This window comes from Geobacter sp. OR-1 (assembly GCF_000813145.1).
Classification (GTDB): Bacteria; Desulfobacterota; Desulfuromonadia; order Geobacterales; family DSM-12255; genus Geoanaerobacter.
Map to the genome: position 1 here is coordinate 1 of NZ_BAZF01000059.1, position 1,069 is coordinate 1,069.

Below are 1,069 nucleotides of genomic sequence, written 5' to 3' on the forward strand. Positions count from 1 at the left end.
TGGCGGCGTTCAGGGCGAGCATGTTGGTCTGACGGGCGATCTCTTCGATGATGCTGATCTTGTCGGCGATGTCTTTCATGGCCTGGACCGTGGCGGCTACGGCCTTGCCCCCTTCTTTGGCGTCTTCGGCGCTCTTGACCGCGATCTTTTCGGTCTGCTTGGCGTTGTCGGCGTTCTGCTTGATGTTGGCGGACATCTCTTCCATGCTGCTGGATGCTTCTTCGGCGGCGGCGGCCTGCTCGCTTGCCCCCTGCGACATCCCTTCGGACCCGGAGCTCATCTGGTTTGCTCCGGAGGCGACATTGGCGGCGGCCTCTTTTACTTCGGCTACGACGCTGACCAGTTTCCCGACCATGGCGGACAGGGCGTGCATCAGTTCGTCTTCACCGCTTCTCTCTTTCAGTTCGACCATGAGGTTGCCGCTTGCTACTTCCCGGGCTGCGGCAGTGATCCGGGTGTTGGCGTCGATGAGGATGTTGAGGTTGTTCTTGATGGCGTTGAAGTCGCCGGCGTAGTTGTCGCTGATGAGCGGCGGCATGATCCCTTTGCTGATCTTGTCGACATAGTCGGCGGCGATGTTCAATGGGCCGATGACGGCATCAAGGGTTTCGTTGACACCGGCAACGATCTTCTGGAAGTCGCCGTGATGTTTGCCGGCGTCGGCACGGGTGGCAAGTTTTCCTTCTATGGCGGCCTTGCTTAACATGACGGCGTCGCTAACCAGCGCGTTGACGGCGTCGATCGCCTGGTTGAGGTTGTTCTTGATCTCGTTGAAGTCGCCGCTGTATTGGTCGGTGATCCGCGGCGGGATGTCCCCTTTGGCGATCCGGTCGACATACTCGGCGGCAACGTTCAACGGTCCGATGACGGCATCGAGGGTGTCGTTGACTCCCTGGATGATCTTTCGGAAATCGCCCTGGTGTTTGCTGGCGTCGGCTCTGGTGTCGAGCTTGCCGGCTACGGCCCCGGCTGAAAGCATGTTGGCGTCATTAACCAGGGCGTTGACGGCGTCGATCGCCTGGTTGAGGTTGTTCTTGATCTCGTTGAAGTCGCCGCTGTATTGATCGGT

Annotated in this window: 1 protein-coding gene; it reads right to left on the minus strand. The window is 59.4% G+C overall.

Annotated features, from left to right (window positions below; all coding sequences use genetic code 11):
• The coding region (locus OR1_RS20460; RefSeq protein ID WP_041975027.1) for a HAMP domain-containing protein at nucleotides 1-1,069 on the minus strand (1,069 nt) is incomplete at both ends.